At 73.9% G+C, this 15,674-nt stretch carries 12 protein-coding genes; 5 read left to right on the top strand and 7 right to left on the bottom strand.

Annotated features, from left to right (window positions below):
- The first annotated feature begins 127 nt into the window (after positions 1-127).
- Entirely contained in the window at positions 128-556 is a 429-nt protein-coding gene (locus AB0B41_RS18190; RefSeq protein ID WP_358204500.1) for a GtrA family protein, read from the top strand.
- A gap of 179 nt (positions 557-735) precedes the next feature.
- Here the strand turns inward: AB0B41_RS18190 and AB0B41_RS18185 are convergent, their stop codons facing one another.
- Entirely contained in the window at positions 736-1,329 is a 594-nt protein-coding gene (locus AB0B41_RS18185) for a DUF1707 domain-containing protein (protein WP_358204498.1), read from the bottom strand.
- Entirely contained in the window at positions 1,326-3,050 is a 1,725-nt protein-coding gene (locus AB0B41_RS18180; protein WP_358204495.1) for a hypothetical protein, read from the bottom strand. Before AB0B41_RS18180 ends, AB0B41_RS18185 begins: the two co-directional genes overlap by 4 nt.
- 86 nt (positions 3,051-3,136) lie before the next feature.
- Between AB0B41_RS18180 and AB0B41_RS18175 the strand changes: the two genes are divergently transcribed.
- The 3 genes from AB0B41_RS18175 (at position 3,137) to AB0B41_RS18165 (ending at position 7,132) form a co-directional block, all read left to right on the top strand.
- A complete protein-coding gene (locus AB0B41_RS18175; RefSeq protein WP_358204493.1) occupies positions 3,137-4,921 on the top strand; it encodes a hypothetical protein in 1,785 nt (594 codons plus the stop codon).
- A gap of 91 nt (positions 4,922-5,012) precedes the next feature.
- Complete coding sequence (locus AB0B41_RS18170) at positions 5,013-6,377, top strand: FAD-binding oxidoreductase (protein WP_358204491.1); 1,365 nt, start codon at positions 5,013-5,015, stop codon at positions 6,375-6,377.
- Positions 6,377-7,132: a decaprenylphospho-beta-D-erythro-pentofuranosid-2-ulose 2-reductase gene (locus tag AB0B41_RS18165; protein WP_358204489.1), complete on the top strand. Its 756-nt coding sequence runs from the start codon at positions 6,377-6,379 to the stop codon at positions 7,130-7,132. The genes AB0B41_RS18170 and AB0B41_RS18165 overlap by 1 nt, the downstream gene beginning before the upstream one ends.
- Positions 7,133-7,156: 24 nt before the next feature.
- On the opposite strand, the gene AB0B41_RS18160 is transcribed toward AB0B41_RS18165, so the two are convergent.
- The 5 genes from AB0B41_RS18160 to AB0B41_RS18140 form a co-directional block, all read right to left on the bottom strand.
- Entirely contained in the window at positions 7,157-8,143 is a 987-nt protein-coding gene (locus tag AB0B41_RS18160) for a hypothetical protein (protein WP_358204487.1), read from the bottom strand.
- A 150-nt stretch (positions 8,144-8,293) separates the two neighbouring features.
- Positions 8,294-8,947 (bottom strand): nitroreductase family protein, encoded by a 654-nt coding sequence (locus AB0B41_RS18155; protein WP_358204484.1) that lies wholly within the window; start codon positions 8,945-8,947, stop codon positions 8,294-8,296.
- A 40-nt stretch (positions 8,948-8,987) separates the two neighbouring features.
- Complete coding sequence (locus tag AB0B41_RS18150; protein WP_358204482.1) at positions 8,988-9,689, bottom strand: class I SAM-dependent methyltransferase; 702 nt, start codon at positions 9,687-9,689, stop codon at positions 8,988-8,990.
- A gap of 9 nt (positions 9,690-9,698) precedes the next feature.
- Complete coding sequence (locus tag AB0B41_RS18145; RefSeq protein ID WP_358204479.1) at positions 9,699-10,826, bottom strand: glycosyltransferase family 4 protein; 1,128 nt, start codon at positions 10,824-10,826, stop codon at positions 9,699-9,701.
- Positions 10,819-11,925, bottom strand: coding sequence for a hypothetical protein (locus tag AB0B41_RS18140; RefSeq protein ID WP_358204477.1), 1,107 nt, complete (start codon positions 11,923-11,925; stop codon positions 10,819-10,821). The genes AB0B41_RS18145 and AB0B41_RS18140 overlap by 8 nt, the downstream gene beginning before the upstream one ends.
- A gap of 493 nt (positions 11,926-12,418) precedes the next feature.
- Between AB0B41_RS18140 and AB0B41_RS18135 the strand changes: the two genes are divergently transcribed.
- Positions 12,419-15,673: an arabinosyltransferase domain-containing protein gene (locus AB0B41_RS18135; RefSeq protein WP_358204475.1), complete on the top strand. Its 3,255-nt coding sequence runs from the start codon at positions 12,419-12,421 to the stop codon at positions 15,671-15,673.
- Position 15,674: the final 1 nt, after the last annotated feature.

The following is a 15,674-nucleotide window of genomic DNA, read 5'->3' as shown; positions in this document are numbered from 1 at the left end:
CGGTCGAGCGAGCAGGGCGATCACCCGGTGGCCACCAGTGGTGCGTCCGAACCATCCCAGCCGGCCCGGACACAAGGAAGGTGCACCAGTGAGCGGGACCGGACGGGTGCGTCGCTACCCTCGACGCGTGACCGCGACCGAGCCCGAGGCGACTCCCGCCCCCGCCGGCCACGGGCTCGTCGGCCAGCTGGTCCGCTTCGCGGTGGTCGGCGTGCTGTCGGCCGCCGTCGACTTCGGGATCTACCACCTGCTGCTGGCCCTCGACGCGCCCACCTGGCTCGCCCGCGCGATCAGCTTCATCTGCGGCACGACCACCGCCTACCTGCTGAACAAGCGCTTCACCTTCGGCGACGCCGCGGGCGGCCGCGGCCGGCTCGCCGGGTTCGTGCTGCTCTACGCCACCACCTTCGGCATCGCGGTCGGCGTGAACGCGCTCGCGCTCTACCTGCTGCCCGAGGTCGCGTTCAAGGCCTCGATCGCCTGGGTGATCTCGCAGGGCACCGCCACCGCGATCAACTTCGTGATGCTGCGGACCGTGGTGTTCCGGGCCCGCTGAGGCAGGGCGCGAGGTTAGGCCATGTCTCCCAACCCGCCACCACCGCTCCCGGCGCCCACGCCGTCCCCGCCGGCGTTGCCGGGCCACCCGAATACGCCCGGTATGAGGGCGGCCCGGCTGCCTTGCCGGGAACGACGTGGATCACCGGGGCTCGGCGGCGCCGGGTTGAGAGACACGGCCTAGAAGGCGAGCCCGCCCAGGCGGTATCGCTGCCGCACGGTCACCGAACCCATCCCGGCGCGGCCGTAGACGCGGAAGTGCGGAGCGCCACGGCGCGCCGCGGCCGGCACCTTGCTGCGGACGGTGCCCATACCGGCGACCAGGCCGTCGACGTCCGCGGTGGCGCCGTCCGGCACCAGCAGGCGGGCCGAGCCCGCACCGAGCTCCAGCTCGACCTCGATCACCGGGTGCGTGAGCTCGGCGTCGGTGAAGTCGAGCAGCACGGCGCCCATCGTGCTGTGCACGCGCAGGCGCGCGGGAACGACCCAGCGCCCCGTGCGCCGCAGCGACCCCATCCCCGTGCGCAGCACCATCGGCGGGCCGACCGGGGTGGAGAGCGCCGTGGGCTGCATGACGTCGAGCGGCTCGCCGGGGAGGTCCGCGAGCGGCGGGACGAGATCGGAGGCGTAGCGCGCCGAGTAGACCACGGCGAGGCGCTCCTCGAGCTCGGCCACGGTGATCCGGCCCTCGCCCAGTGCCGTGTGGAGCCGGGCCGCGGCCCGCTCCCGGTCGGCGTCGGAGATCCTGATCTCCGGGCGGGGTGGAACGGTCACCCGTGCAGGGTAGCGGCCAGCGGGAACGCCCACGCCCCCTCCAGCGGGACGCCCGCGGATCCGGTGACCCGCCGGGTCCAGTCGAGGACCGGGCCCGGGTCGCGCCCCGGCTGCGGCACCACGAGGACCACCGTCACACCCGTCGCGCGCAGGTCGCGGGCCGCGGCGTCGGGGTCGGGCGGTGCGACCAGCCATCGCCACTCCTGGGCGAGCGCGGCACCGGCCTGATAGCGGTTCCACGGGGACTCGAGCAGCACGGCATGGTCGGCGTCGGAGCCGAGGAAGTAGCCGCCGGTCAGCCGGTAGCCGAAGCCCGACGCGACCTGCGCGCGCAGCGGGTCCGCGCCGCCGTACCAGTCGCTGGTGATGCGGGGCCAGGACTCCACCACCTGCCCGGCGAGCTGCGGAAAGGCCGATGCGGCCGCGGAGGTGGTGCGCTGGGCGTCGGCCGGGACCCAGGACACCGCGGCGACGACGGCGACCAGCGCGACGAGCCGCGGGACGCGGTCGAGCGCGAGGCCGGCCAGCACCGCGACGGCCAGCGTGACCACCACCTGCAGGCGCACGGGCTCGATCTCGCCCAGCAGCGGCACCTGCACGAGAGCCCGCCAGGGCAGGGGTACGCCGGTCGGCTCCCCCGCCACGAACAGCTGCGGCCCCAGCGCGAGGAGCCAGGCGACGGCCCCGACCACGGCAGCGATCCTGGCCGCGGTCCCGCACGTCACCACCGCCAGCAGGACCAGCAGGAGGACCGCGAGCCCGAGGTAGCCGCCCTGCTCCCCCAGGTTCCCCTGCATCCCGATCGGGGCCGGCACGGGGCGGATCGCGGTGAGCCAGGTGGGGGCGACCGTGTTCGCGAGATCGGCACTGCCGTACTCGGACGAGCGCAGCGGACCCCGCGGACGGGCGGGCCCGGCGAGGACCAGGTGGACCGCGTAGCCGGCGAGGACGCCGAACACCACGAGGCACGATGTCCCGGCCCTCACCAGCGCGGGGAGCCGCTCGGCGGCGCGGCCCGGGTACCGGACGGCGAGGACCACCGCCAGCACGACCAGCATCAGGGCGCCGATCGCGAGCGTCTGGGTGTAGAGCCAGGCCTGCGCCGCCAGCGCGAGCCCGGTGAGGGCGCCGATCAGCCAGGGCCGGCGGAGGTCGCGCACCAACAGCCGGTGGGCGAGCGCGAGCAGGACCGGCGGCAGCACCGCCCAGACGAGGTTGAGGTGCCCGGCCTGCAGGTGGGCGACCATGAACGGGGAGAAGCCGTAGAGCGCCCCGGCGGCCGCGCGCGCGACCCGCGACCGCACGATCCCGCCGAGCGCCGCGGCGGCGGCCACCCCCGACACCACCGGCCCGAGGACCATCCCGACGTTGAACGCGGCCGTCGCGCCCGCGGTGAGGGTGACCGGCGCGAGGAGCAGACCGAGCAGCGGGACGGCCGTGTTCCAGAGCGCGTTGACCCCGGTCGGGTAGTGCTGCAGGTCTGTGACCAGCGGATTCGTCCCGGTGGTGAGCGCGTGTGCGGTGTGAGCGAGCCACCAGGTGAAGCCGGTGGGATCGGTCGACACCCGCCCGATCGCGCTGCCCGCGAGGTCCCCGAGCGCGCGGTGCTGCAGGAGCAGCGAGATCGCGAGGTAGACCAGCGTGGCGAGCCCGAGCCACCCCCGCCCACCCCGCTCCGCCCGCACTGCAGCCGTGGGCGCGGCGAGGGGCGGGGCGGACACGGGCGGCAGGGTGGCACAGGTCGGCGGGACGGCGAACCCCGGAGCGTCGGGACCGTCCGGGCGACGATCCGTGCCAGGCTGCTCCCATGCACCTCGCGTCCGCGGGAGCTCGACACGCCGCACCGCGGACGCAGTGGACGGCGCCGCGGCGCTCCTCGCCGTGGGGGCTGCTCGCCCTCGTGCTGGTCTACCTGGTGTGCTCGCTGGGTCTGTACCACCGGGTCCTCGGCGACCTGACGGCGTCGACGGTCGGCTGGGCCTCCTCGGACAGCCACCAGTTCACCTGGTGGCTCGAGTGGTTCGTCCACGCCGTCTCCACGGGTGCGAACCCCCTCTACACGACCTACCAGCACTATCCGTACGGCGTGAACGCCATGTGGAACGTGCCGGTGCCCGTTCTCGCCGCGCTCCTGGCGCCCGTGACCGCGACCGCGGGCCCGGTGGTCGCCTTCAACGTCGGGATGATCCTGGGGCCGGTCGCGTCCGGTGTCGCCTTCGTCGCCGCGACCCGCCGACTCGTTCCCAGCCTGATCGCGCGCGGCGTGGCCGGCGGCCTCTACGCCTTCTCCCCCTTCGTCGTGGCGCACGCGTCGGTGGGTCACCTCAACCTGGTGTGGGCGTTGTTCCCGCCGCTCCTCATCTGGTTCATCGACAGGGCCCTGCTGCGGGACGACGCCACGCCCTACCTGACCGGGGCGGCGTTCGGCCTCGGCCTGGCTCTCCAGACCGGGCTCTACACCCAGACCCTGGCGGTCGGTGCGGTGGCCCTGGTCGTCGCGGCGCTCGTGCTGGCACTGCGACGTCCCGCTCTGGTCCGCCGCAGGGTGCCGACCCTCGTCCGGTCGACGGTGTCCTGCCTCGTCGTCTACTTCGTGCTCTGCGCCTACCCCTTCTCCCTGCTGCTCGGCGGGCCGGGCCGACCACAGGAGCGCATCCGGCCGCCGGACGCGACGACGGCCGACGCCGCGAACCTCCTGGTCCCCTCGCCCCTCACGGCGATCCGGATCGATCCGGCCGACTACGCCGGGCGGCTGGCGCTGCACCCGGGCGAGCAGGGCGGCTACATCGGGCTTGCGCTGCTCCTGCTGGTCGCCGTGGCCCTGATCGTCGGACGTCGCCGCGAGGCCACCAGATCGACCGGTCTCGTCGCCGCGATCCTGATCATCCTGTCCTTCGGGGTCCACCTCGTCGTGCTGGGTGACGTACGCCTGCAGGTCATGCCGTGGCGACTGCTCCTCGACGTGCCGCTCCTCGGCGAGGTCGAGCCGGTCCGGTTCCAGATCTTCATCGCGGCGTGCCTGGCCCTGATCGTGGCGTTCTGGGTGGAGGACCTCGTCGGCCGACCTCGGACCGTCACCTGGTGGACCGCCTTCGGGCTGACCGTGATCACCGCGGCGAGCTGGGTGCCTGCGGCGGACGCGGTCCGCACCGTCCACGCCCCCGTGCCGACCTTCTTCACCCGCTCGGCCGCCCGGACACTGGGGCCGGGAGCGGTGGTCGAGACCGTCCCCCGCGCGACAGGGGCGTGGGAGGGAGGCGCCGTTCCGCTGCTGTGGCAGGCGGAGTCGGGGATGGCCTACCGCACCACGGGCGGGTACTTCATCGGGTCGGAACCAGGGGTCCCGCTCCTGCTCCAGGGCCAGGTCAACGCCTACCAGGCGGGCGTGGACGCGATCGTCGAGCGCGGCGCCGACCCCGGGTCGCCGGACACCGCCCGTCAGGATCTGGTGCGACTCGGCGTGAACGCGATCGTCGTGGCGCCGCGGGACGGGCGCCCGATGGACCCCCGAGTCCTCGACTGGACCCGCGTCGTCAGTGGCGACGCCGGCCGGCAGGTCGACGACGTTGCCGTCTTCCGGCTGACCCGCTGATCCGGTACCTCGTGACCGGCGTCTCCTCCCGGCTTCCGCGACCCCGGGTCGGTCCGGGAGGCCCGGCGGAGCGTCGGTAGCCTGGCGACCGATGACCAGCCCAGCCAGCGAGACCCGGTCCCTCCACGGGTGGGGGCGCACGGCGCCCACCGTGGCCACGGTGATCACGCCCCGGACGCCGGAGGAGGTGGCCGCCGCGGTGAAGGCCGCGGGCCGTCGCGGGATCATCGCCCGCGGCCTCGGCCGGTCCTACGGCGACCCGGCGCAGAACGCCGGCGGCACCGTGCTCGACATGACCGGGCTCGCCCGGATCCACTCGATCGACGCCGACTCCGGCGTCGTCGACCTCGACGCCGGCGTCTCGCTCGACGCCCTCATGCGACGCGCGCTGCCCTTCGGGCTGTGGGTGCCGGTCCTGCCCGGGACCCGGCAGGTCACCATCGGCGGCGCGATCGGCGCGGACATCCACGGCAAGGCGCACCACGTCGTCGGCTCCTTCGGCAACCACGTCGAGGCGATGACGATCGTGCTGGCGGACGGCTCGATCCGCGAACTCACGCCGGAGGGTCCGGAGGACGAGCTGTTCTGGGCCACGGTCGGCGGGATGGGCCTGACCGGCGTGATCGTGCGGGCGCGGCTGAAGCTGCACCACGTCGAGACCGCGTACTTCAAGGTCGACACCGAGCAGATCGACAACCTGGCCGAGCTCATGGAGCGCCAGACCCAGGACGACGAGAAGTACGCCGAGTCGGTCTCCTGGTTCGACGCCGTCACCACCGGCGAGCACTTCGGCCGCGGCCTGCTGACCAGGGCGAACCACGCCATGCTCGCGGACCTCACTCCCAAGCAGCGCCGGAACCCGCTGAAGTTCGACGCACCGCAGCTGCTGACCGTGCCCGACGTCTTCCCGCCCGGGATGCTCAACCGCGTCACCGGTCGGCTGTTCAGCGAGCTCTGGTACCGCAAGTCCCCCACGAAGCTGGGGGCGATCCAGAACATCACCCAGTTCCTGCACCCGCTCGACATCGCGGGCGAGTGGAACCGCGGCTACGGTCCGCACGGCTTCCTGCAGTACCAGTTCGTGGTGCCGTTGGAGCGCGGCGACGTGATCCGCACCGTGCTGGAACGGATGACGGAGGCCGGGCAGGTCTCGGCGCTCAACGTGCTGAAGCGCTTCGGCGAGGGCAACCGGGCCCCGCTGTCCTTCCCGAAGCCCGGCTGGACGCTCTGCGTCGACATCCCGATCGGGCCCGGCCTGAACGAGCTCTGCGAGGAGCTCGACCGGATCGTGCTCGATGCCAGCGGCCGGCACTACCTGGCCAAGGAGTCGCGGACCACGCCGGAGGCGATCCGGCGCGGCTACCCGCGGCTCGAGGAGTGGCGCAAGGTGCGCGCCGCCGTGGACCCCGCGGGCGTCTTCGCCTCCGACCTCGCACGACGACTGGAGCTCATCTGATGATCGATGCCGTGGGCAACCCGCAGAGCATCCTGCTGCTGGGCGGGACCTCGGAGATCGGGCTCGCCGCGGTCGAGGCCTTCGCCTCGGACCGGCCGATGCGGGTCGTGCTGGCGGCGCGGCCCTCGCAGCGGCTGGCGGACGCGAAGGCCCGGCTCGAGGCCAGGGGCTGCGCCGTCGAGACGATCGACTTCGACGCCACCGCGCTCGACACCCACACCGCCGTGGTCGACAAGGCGTTCGCCGAGGGCGACGTCGACGTGGCGATCGTGGCGTTCGGCCTGCTCGGGGACAACGAGGAGGCCTGGACGGACGTCGCGAAGGCCGTCGAACTGGCGCAGGTCAACTACACCGCGGCCGTCTCGGTCGGGGTGGCGCTCGGCGACCGGCTGAAGCAGCAGGGCCACGGTTCCCTGGTGGCGCTGTCCTCGGTCGCGGGCGAGCGGGCGCGCCGGTCGAACTTCGTCTACGGCTCCACCAAGGCGGGGCTCGACGCCTTCTACACCGGCCTCACCGAGGCGCTGCGGCCCTTCGGGGTCACGGTCACCGTGGTCCGGCCCGGGTTCGTGCACACCAAGATGACCGAGGGCCTCACGCCGGCCCCGCTGTCGACCACCCCGGAGGCGGTCGCGGAGGTCATCGTGCACGCGGTGCGCACCAAGCAGGAGCTGGTGTGGGCGCCCGCCCCGCTGCGCTTCGTGATGTCGGCGCTCCGGCACGTCCCGCGCCCGGTCTTCCGCCGCCTGCCCCTGTGAGTGCCGACTGCCCCTAGAGGGTCACTACGCACTCACGACCCCCTCTGAGCAGCGGAAACAGGTGCTCCCGCCGAGGTCGGAGCGGTGCCGACGGAGCACCGCCGCCACCTCGGCCGCCACCTGGCACGGCTGCTTCGACACCTCGACCCAGCCGAAGACCAGGCGCGACCGCCCGGCCAGCTCCGCGGCGTTGTCCCGTCGGCGGTCGCGCAGCGCCGTCTCGGGCTGCAGGTGGGTCCTGCCGTCGAGCCGGACGGTGAGGGGGACGCCTGCATCGTCGTACGTCACGTCCTCGTAGAGCGTGTGCCCGTCGACCAGGGCAGGGACCTGACGACGTCCGGCGGGGAGACCGTGGGCCTGCTCGACGTCGACGGCGTAGCACTCCTCGAGCACCGACTGCACGCCGCCGGCGATGAGCCGGACCGCCTCGTCGAGGGGCTTCCGGTAGCGGCGGGGTGGGCGCTGCTGCAGCCGACGCCACACCGCACCGGCCCCGACGCGCCCGGTCCCGATCAGGTCGGTGAGCCTCTGGCGGGCAGCACGGGCGGTCGGCTCCTCGACGGCGACGTCGATCGCCGTGTCGGCGCGTCCCGTTACCGGCGGGTCGGTCCCGACCACGATGTGCGCGTGGGCTCGCGAGCGATGGACCACGACGTGCGGCAGCTGGGAGACCGCCGAGCACCCGTACCGGACCGTGACGTGCACCGGGCCCGGCTGCGGAGGCATCAGACCCCACCGCTCCGCGGCGGTGTGGTGACTGAGCACGGCACTCGGGCCGCCGTAGAGCAGCGCGGCACGGAGGCGGGCCTCCTCGGGCAGGGGCCCGGTGAAGGTCGCATAGACGCGCGGGAGGACCCGCTGCCACCGGCCGGCGTCGAGCTGGTGCAAGAGGTGTCTCTGTGTGAGGCCGAAGTCGCGGAGCAGCTGGCCCGCGGTGACGACGCCGTGCTGGGCGGCGAGGGTGGCCTCCCAGTCGGGGTGGTCGGTCGGACGCGGTGAGAGGTGCGGCATGCGGACAGGGTCCGGCCCGTCCCCTCGGCGCGGAGCGTTTCGCAGAAAGCGGGCACCGGGAACCGCGCACGGCTCTCCTCGGCGTTCCCGCAGCTCAACCGGGGTCGTGAGTGGCAACTGCCCCTCTAGGGGCAGTTGCCACTCACGGGGTTACCAGGTGTCGACGTGCAGGACCTCGTCGAGGGGCTGGCGCGGGGCGGGCTTGAAGTCGGTGCCCTTGGTGTAGGCGACCGGGAGCAGGACGCCCTGCTTCACGGTGCCCGGGACCCCGAGCAGCTCGGCGATCTCCTTCTCGTAGCGCAGGTGGAGGCTGGTCCAGGCGCTGCCCAGGCCGCGGGCGCGCAGCGCGAGCTGCAGGCTCCACGCAGCGGGCAGCAGTGAGCCCCACAGCCCGGCCTGGTTGCCCCCGGGCAGCTCCTCGGTGCCCGTCTCGATCGCCCCGATGACCAGGACCGGGACCTCGGCCATCACCTCGGCGAGGTACTCCGCGCTCGAGGCGACGCGCTGCTGTGTGGCGTCCCGGCCGGCGTCGCCCGACGTGTGGTTGGCCGCGTAGCCGGCGGAGTTGCGGTAGGCGTCGAAGGACCGGGCGTAGAGGTCCGACACGGCCTTCCGCTTGGCCGGGTCCGTGAGCACGATCCAGTGCCATCCCTGCTTGTTGCTGCCGCTCGGCGCCTGCAGCGCCACCTCGAGACTCTCGCGGATCACCTCGAGCGGGACCGGTCGGTCCAGGTCGAGGCGCTTGCGCACGGAGCGCGTGGTCGTCAGCAACTGGTCGGGGTCCAGCGGGAGCAGCTCTGCCATGCCCCGATCATGCCTCGCGGAGCGGGAAACCGGCAGCGCGTCAGGTCGCCGTGTTCTCCACCACGAAGATCGAGCTTTCGCCCTCGCCCGGGTTGAGGAACAGCCGGCCCGAGCAGAACTGGACGAACGAAGGCACGGCGCGGAGGTCGAGGAACCGCGGCAGCCGGCCGTACGGGACGTCCCAGAGGCCGTCGGAACCCTCGCGGACGATGGTGAACCCGCCGTGCACGAGGAACTTCCGCCACTCCTCGTGCGACTTCAGGTTGACGTGCGTGGGGTCGGCGAAACCGTTCCACCTCTCCCCCGCGAGGGCGTGCCCGCGGCCGGCCGGGTCGGGCATCGCCACCAGCGCCCGCCCGCCGGGGACGAGCACCCGCCGCCAGGTCTCGACGGCGGCCGCGGCGGTGTCGTCGTCGAGATGCTCGAGGACGTGGATCGCCGTGAGCCCGCGGTACCCGTCCGTCGGCAGGTCCCCGGGCGAGGTGTAGACCGGGCAGCCGGGCGCGGTGCGGCGCGCGGCCTCGGCCGACCAGGCGGAGACCTCGACGCCCGACGCCGGGCCGTGCTCGGCGAGCCGGCGGACCAGGTGCCCGGTGCCGCAGCCGAAGTCCAGGTAGGGGCCGCGGCCGACGTACCGCAGCACCATCTTCACGTACCAGCGCAACGCGGGCCGGTCGCCCGCCTGGCCGTTCTCCGCGTAGTAGGCCTCGTCGTAGTGGTCAGGTCCGAACGACGTGCTCATCGGAAGTACTCAGCGTCCCCTTCGCGCATGCTTGTCGAACAGCACCTCGTAGGCGTCGAGCACGCCGTCGACCGAGAACGCCCGGCGCGCGGCGTCGGCCCCGGCCTCCCGGTCCGGCGGGTCGGCGAGCAGGCGGCGCATCGCGTCGGCCAGCGCCTCGGTGTCGGCCTTCGGGGCCAGCGTGCCGAACCCGGTCTGCGCGACCGGCTGCCGGACACCCGGGATGTCGCTGGACAGCACCGGCACGCCGGCGAGCATCGCCACGGCCTGGACGATCCCGAACGCCTCGAACGCGTTGACCGACGGCAGGCTGAACAGGTCGAGCGAGGCGTAGAAGTCGCCGATCCGCTCCTCGGGCACGAACCCGAGCAGCCGGACCCGGGGATCGTCGCCGATCGCGGCCCGCACCTGCTCGACGACCGACCCGCCCGCGACGTGCGTGAAGTCGCCGCCGATGAGCAGCCGGGCGTCGGGGTCCTCGAGCGTCCGGAACGCGCGGACCAGGTACTCCAGGCCCTTCTCGCGCACGATCCGGCCGAGGAACCCGATGTGCGGCCCGTCCGTCTCGCGGTAGGTCGGCTCGCCCCGGGGCGGGGCGTGGCACGGCGGCGGGATGGACTCGACGGTCGGTGCGATCCACGGCCACATCCGGCTGTGCCGGCCGTAGTCCTCGCTGGTCACCGCCACAGCGTCCGCCCGGCGCATGGCCCGCCGGTTCGAGGCGTCGACGACCCTCCGCTGCACCGTGTTGACCAGGCCGGGCGGCAGCGTGACGTCGCAGTGGTAGGTCGCGACGATCGGCGCCGAGGTGAACTGCGCGATCGCCCCGGCCTCGAGCATCGGCAGGTGCAGGTTGACCACCCGGGCGCGGTTCGCGGTGGCGACGGCGAGCCGCACGAACTCCGGGCTCACCACGCCGCGGCCGAGCCGGAGCAGCACGGGCGCGCGCAGCACCCGGACGCCGTTGATCTCCTCCTCGCGCGGGAGATCGCCGTCGTACCGGCTGGTCACGACGGTGACGCGGCGCCCCCGGGCGGCCAGGCCCTCGGCGATGTCCCGGGCCATGTTGGTCAGCCCGGAGACGTAGGGCGCGTAGTAGGTGAGCGCGACGACCAGGTCGTCCTCGCGATCAGACACGGGTCAGCTCCCTGTTCCGGGTCCGGGACAGCATGAGGATCGTGCCGACCACCCACCCGACCGTCGAGCCCAGCACGAACGCGAGTTCGGCACTGAGCAGCAGGTCGGGCACGACGAGCACGGTGACGACGGCGACCACGACGCCGGACAGCCAGGCCCAGGCGACGTGCGAGTGCCGGACGGACGCCACGAGCACCTGGGTGACCAGCACCATGCCAAGGTAGGCGGCGACGCCGACGGACAGCAGGGCCATGTCGAACGCGCCGAGCCGGTAGCCCTGCCCGAAGACGAGGCCGACCAGCCACGGCCCGATGGCGTAGCCGAGCCCGAACGCGACGACGGCCAGCGCGAGCAGGCCCGCGCTGAGCCGGAGGGTGACCTTCCGCAGGACCGCCCGGTCGCCGCCGTGCAGCAGCCGGGTGAGCAGCGGCAACAGCGCGGTCTGCAGCGGCACCATCAGGAACAGCGGGATCCGGGCCAGCGTGTACCCGGCGACGAACCGGCCGGCGAGATCGGCCTCGGCTTCGGTCGAGGCGAGCAACGGGACGAGGATCGGGGGCCCGTTGAGCAGGAGCTGCGCGCACAGCGAACCGAGGAGCAGCGGGAGGACGGCGCGGCGGACGCCGCGCGGCGTCATCGTCGTCTCGCCCAGCTCGGGGACGATGCCCATCCGGGTGCGCCGCCGGGCGAGGGCGAGCAGCTGGGGGCCGTGTGCCAGCAGGATCGCGAGGACGAGCGTCCAGGCGAAGACCGAGCTGTCCGGGTCGGCGATCAGCAGCGCGACCGCGCCGGCGAGGGCGACCCGCAGCACCGTGTCCCACAGCATGACCAGCGCGTGCCGGTCCATCCGGTCCATGCCGATCAGCGCCCCGCGCATCACGAACTGCCCGGCGGACGCGATGCACAGCACGGCGAGCGCGGCGATCGTCCACATCTCGCCGCCGAACGCGCGGACCAGCACCGGTGACAATGCCAGCACCACCACGACCTCGGCCCCGGCGAGCGCCAGCGCGGTGAACAGCGAGGCGTGCAGCACCCGGCCGGGCCGGGCCGGCACCTGCATCAGCCGGGCCGTCTCCTGCTCGATCGGCAGGAACACCCCGAAGCCGACGACCAGGGCGATCGACCAGAAGGCGCCGAAGTAGGCGTACTCCGCGGCGGGGAGGCTCCGGGCGATGATCGCGAGGTAGCCGTTGACAAGCAGACCGGACCCGATGATGCCCAGCCCGACCAGGCCGAGCGACCGCGTACGGGAGCGCGTCGTCGGAGTCAGGGCTCTACCCCTTCCTGCGGACGACGTGCGGACGGGTACCTGTGGGACGTCTGAGATCGGCGTGACTCTACCGGGCGGGTACCCGGTGGTCCCGGGACCAACGCCCCGGAAACGGTCGCCGGTTACCGGACCGCAATCATGCCCTGGCCCTTCCGCGGCGGGTTGGGCGGGTGCCCGGACGGGTGGCATGACACTCTCGTCCCCGGCCAGGACGAGTGAGGAACCGAGGACTGACGACGTGGGATCGCCGCCGGAGACCAGCGGAGCGGACACCGGAACCGACACCGGGACCGCGACCGGGTCGACCGAGGGAACGGCCGTGTCGCCCGGATCCGCGCCGTCGACGCCGTCGACCCCGGACGCCGGGGCGGAGGCCGCCGCGCCGCCCGTGACCGATCCCGGCCCGGCACGCCCGTCCCGTGACCTGGGTCGGGTCGACCCCGCCGTGCGCCCGGCTCGCGAGCGCCCGGCCTGGCCGACCCGGCGCTCGCCGCGGATGCCGTTCGACCTCCTGGCCGGCCTGTTCGGCCTGCTCGCACTGGTCTGCGCGGCCGCGTTGCCCTTCGCACCGGTGAGCGTGAGCACCCCGACCGTCTCCTGGCCGCAGCGAGCGACGGCGCCCGAGCCGACCACGCTGCTGCTGACGTCCTACCGGCCGTTGACCCTCGACGTCCGGGTGAGCTGCGACGCCGTCCGCGCGGCGGCCGGCACCCCCGACCGGATCGTCGTCGCCACGATGCGGCCGGACTCCGCCGCCGCCGGGGCCGCGGGCCTGGTCGTGACGGCCACCGGGACCCCGGAATCGCCCGGCGTCCGGGTGGCCGCGGTCGGCCAGGTCCTCCTCGACGCCCCGATCCCGGGCGGGAGCTGCCTCTACACCCTTCACGCCGACGGCGACGGCACCGTGCTCGACCTCGACAGCGACCGGCTCGCGTCGGCCTTCGGCGCCACCGTGCCCGACGTCGACCTGCTCACCACGTCGATCACCGCGCTGCCGGACCGCGGGGACCTCGGCGTGACGATGCGTGTCGACGACGAGATGGCGAGCGCCCCCACCCCGGTCAAGACGGCGCTGACGTGGCTCACCGGGCTCCTCGCGGTGGCGGCCGTGCTCTGCCTGGTGCTCGTCGACCGGCGGGAGCCGCGCGAGAAGCGCCCGTGGCGGCTGCGTCCGCCCGCGCTCGTGGACCTGGTGGTCCCGGCGCTGATGACGCTGTGGCTCTTCCTCGCCCCCAGCACGGACGACGACGGCTACTACGCGGCGATGGCCCGCAACTTCCGCGCGTCGGGGTTCGTGGGCAACTACTACCAGCTCTACGACCAGAGCTTCGTCCCGTTCACATGGTTCTACCACCTGCTCGCCTGGTGGCAGACCGTCGCCGGCGACTCGGCGGCCGCCCAGCGGGTGCCGGCCCTGGTGTTCGGGCTGATCACCTGGGCGGCGGTGCGCCGCTTCGCCGCGACCGCGCTGCGCGAGACCGCCCCGGACCGCTGGTGGATCCGGTCGCTGTCGCGGACCGTGCTGGGCGTCGCGTTCCTGGCGTGGTGGCTGCCGCTGGACATGGGCGTGCGGCCGGAGAGCGCCGTGACCGTCGGCGGGGCGCTGGCGCTGCTCGGGGTGGCCATGGCCGTGCGGCGGTCGCGGCTCTCGGTCGCCTGGCTCGCGTTCGTCGCGGCCGCGGCCGGGTTCGCGGTGCACCCGACGGGCTTCACCGCGCTCGCGCCGATCGTCGCCGGGCTGCCGGCGCTGTGGCGGCTGGTCCGGACCACCGGTGTGGTCCGCACGCTCGCCCGCGCCGTCGCCGTGGTGTCCGGGGCGGTCGTGGCCTCGCTGCTCGCCTTCGCCGACGGCGCCTTCCGGGACTTCCTGCACGGCCAGGAGATCTTCCTCGGGATCCAGGACCAGAACGACTGGGCCGACGAGATCCAGCGCTACAACTTCCTGCTCACGAACATCGCGATGGGCTCGTATGCGAAGCGCGTCGCGGTCCTGGTGACGATCGTCGCGCTGCTGTGGTTCGCGGTGCTGTTCGCAGCTGCCCGGGCGCGGCGGATCCCGCTGCCGTGGCCGCTGGTGTTCTCCGGCTGCACCGCCGCCCTGGCGTTCCTGCTCCTCTGGCCCACCCCGTCGAAGTGGACGCACCACTTCGGGGCGCTCGCCGGCACGTGCTCGGTCTTCCTGGCGTTGCTGGTCGTGCTCGGGATCCCGGTGGCCCGGCGACTCGAGGCGCGGCTGCCGGTGCCGCTCCTCGTGGCGATCGCAGGGTCGTTCGCGCTGGCCCTGGCGTTGGCCGGGCACGGGCCCAACGCGTGGCCGTACACGTGGCTGGTCGGGGTCCGGCGGCCGGAGCTCCCGCCGGCGGTCAACGTCGTCGAGTTCGGTGACCCGGTCTGGTGGGTCCTCGGGCTGGCCGTGCTCGTCGGGCTCCTGGCCCTGGGCGCACGCTGGCGCGGCACCCGCGACCTGCGGCTGCACCTGCTGCGGGCGGTGCCGGCGATGGTGGTGCTCGGCCTGCTGGCCAACGTCGTGTACCTGGTCGGGACGTTCGGCCTCGCCGTCGACCGGACCAGCGGGTCGTGGTCCTTCTGGGGGGACAACTTCCGCGACCCCGGCGCGACGGACTGCAACGCGGCCCGCGCCGTGCGCGTCCTCGACCCGGTGGGCGCCCGGGCCCTCACCCCGGCCACCGGGCTGCCGGCACCGGCCGAGCCGCAGGGCTTCGCGGAGAACGGCTTCCCCCGGGGGGACGGGCCGCCGCTGCCCGCGGGCGCGGGAATGTTCGACCGGTCGTGGGGCAGCTTCGTCGCCCGGGACGGGGCGCCGGAGTGGACGACCGGTCAGGTCACCACGCCCTGGTGGGACCTGCCGACGCTGCCCGCCGACGGGTCCGCCCGGATCGCCGTGCTCGCCTCCGGCACCCTCGGCGACGGCAACTCGCTGGTTGCCGAGTTCGGTCGGCGCGCCGCCGACGGGACCGTCCGGACCGTGGACGCGGTGCCGCTGACCGACACCGCCTCCGACACGATCTGGCGCACCTTCGCGCTGCCCGACGCCCGGGGCCAGGCCGACCTCGTCCGGCTCACGGCGGTGGACCGCAGCGGCGGGATCGGCGGCTGGCTCGCCTTCACCGCCCCGGCCGTGGCGCAGCAGGTGCCCCTGCGCGAGGCGCTCCCGGCAGGCCCGGTCGCCCTGTCGTGGCAGGTGGCCTTCCAGTTCCCGTGCCTGCCCATGCCCCGCGTGGCCGACGGCATCACCGAGCCGCCGCGCTCCGCCGTCGTGTGGGGCGACCCGTCGCTCGGCGGCTTCGCCGACGCGACCTGGCAGCCCTTCCGCGGTGGCCTGTTCGGGCAGGTCCGGCGCATCTCGACGGGCCTGCAGCTGGCCACGACCCTCGACGGCGTCCCGGAGGACGACCGCCACCTCGAGGTCTACCTCTTCGAGCCGCCCTACCCCGACGACGCCTACGACCTCACCCGCGGCGAGCGCGTGACGGGCGGGGGGAACGCCGGCTCGGACGCCCCGCCGCGGCCGTCCACCCCGGAGGCGGAGCGGGCCGACCGCGACGACTCCTGAC

This window comes from Pseudonocardia sp. NPDC049154, assembly GCF_040648315.1.
Taxonomy (GTDB): Bacteria; Actinomycetota; Actinomycetes; order Mycobacteriales; family Pseudonocardiaceae; genus Pseudonocardia.
Note: the sequence above shows the minus strand (reverse complement) of the source record. Positions and strands in the feature narration are given on the sequence as shown.